This is a genomic window from Pseudomonas sp. K5002 (assembly GCF_013386655.1).
Lineage (GTDB): Bacteria > Pseudomonadota > Gammaproteobacteria > Pseudomonadales > Pseudomonadaceae > Aquipseudomonas.
The window spans coordinates 1-1,678 of sequence record NZ_JACARK010001238.1 but is presented as its reverse complement, the minus strand read 5'-3'; the positions used below and the strand labels follow the sequence as shown (position 1 = coordinate 1,678).

The 1,678-nt window shown below is 63.9% G+C and carries 1 protein-coding gene; it reads right to left on the bottom strand.

Features of this window, described 5'->3' with window-relative positions; all coding sequences use genetic code 11:
* Positions 1-1,678 (bottom strand): pyruvate dehydrogenase (acetyl-transferring), homodimeric type (gene aceE, locus HX846_RS35260; protein ID WP_178967257.1); only part of this gene is annotated, 1,678 nt, incomplete at both ends.

Here is a 1,678-nt window from a genome sequence, read left to right as displayed (position 1 = left end):
GGAAACCGAACATCGAGTAGTAGATGTAAAACGGCAGCATCCGCAGGCCATGCACCGAATAACTGGTGGCCGCCGCGACCCAGGAACTGATGGCACTGGCTTCGCTGATGCCTTCTTCAAGGATCTGCCCGTCGGTGGCTTCGCGGTAGCTGAGGATCGAGCCGATGTCTTCGGGCTCGTAGCGCTGGCCGACGCTGGAATAGATGCCGATCTGCTTGAACAGGTTGGCCATGCCGAAGGTGCGCGCTTCGTCGGCGACGATGGGCACGATGCGCGGGCCGAGGGCCTTGTCCTTGAGCAGATTGGTCAGCATGCGCACAAAGGCCATGGTGGTGGACATTTCCTTGCCCTCCGCCTGGGTGGCAAACGCGCCGTAGCCCGACACCGGCGGGACACTCACGGTGGGCGCCTGCTGGCCACGGCTCGGCACATACCCGCCGAGGGTGGCGCGGCGCTGGTGCAAGTAGCGCATTTCAAGGCTGTCTTCAGCCGGTTTGTAGAAGCTCAGGGATTCGGCCTGTTCATCCGACAGCGGCAACTGGAAGCGATTGCGGAAGGCGATCAAGGCCTCGCGGTCGAGCTTCTTCTGCTGGTGGGTGGTCATCTTGCCCTGCCCGGCCTCGCCCATGCCAAAGCCCTTTTTGGTCTGGGCCAGGATCACCGTGGGTTTGCCGGCGACCCGGCGCGCCGCGTGATAGGCCGCGTGGATCTTGACCATGTCATGGCCGCCACGCTTGAGCCGGTCGATCTGCTCGTCGCTCATGCCCTCGACCAGTTTGGACAGCGCCTCGCTCTGGCCGAAGAAATGTTCGCGGTTATAGGCGCCGTCCTTGGCGGCGAAGGTCTGGAACTGTCCGTCCACCGTCTGCGACAGGGTGCGCGCCAGCTCGCCGTCGGTGTCCTTGGCCAGCAAGGCGTCCCAGTCCGAGCCCCAGACCAGCTTGATCACGTTCCAGCCGGCACCGGCGAACAACGCCTCCAGCTCGTCGATAATTCGCCCGTTGCCACGCACCGGGCCGTCGAGCCGTTGCAGGTTGCAGTTGACCACCCAGGTCAGGTTGTCCAGGCCTTCACGGGCGGCCAGGGTCAGGGCCGACATGCTTTCCGGTTCGTCCATCTCGCCGTCGCCGAATACGCCCCATACGTGGCGGTCGGTGGTGTCCTGCAAGCCGCGGTGTTGCAGGTAGCGCATGAACCGCGCCTGGAAAATCGAGCTGATGGGGCCAATGCCCATGGACCCGGTGGGAAATTGCCAGAAGTCCGGCATCAACCACGGATGGGGATAGCTGGACAAACCTCGGGCGCCCGCCTTGCCGGCACCGATTTCCTGGCGATAGTGGGCCAGGTCGGCCTCGCTCAGGCGCCCTTCAAGGAAGGCGCGAGCATAGATGCCGGGGGCGGAATGTGGCTGGTAGAACACCAGATCGCCGCCAAAATTGTCGTTGCGGGCACGGAAAAAGTGGTTGAAGCCCACCTCGAACAAATCCGCCGCGCTGGCGTAGCTGGCGATATGCCCGCCCAGTTCGCCATAGGCCTGGTTGGCGCGCACTACCATGGCCAGGGCGTTCCAGCGCACCACTGAGGCCAGGCGTTCTTCAGTGGCCAGGTCGCCGGGAAACGGCGGTTGCTGCTCTACGGCGATGCTATTGATGTAGGGCGTGCCATGCCGGGGTTTCCA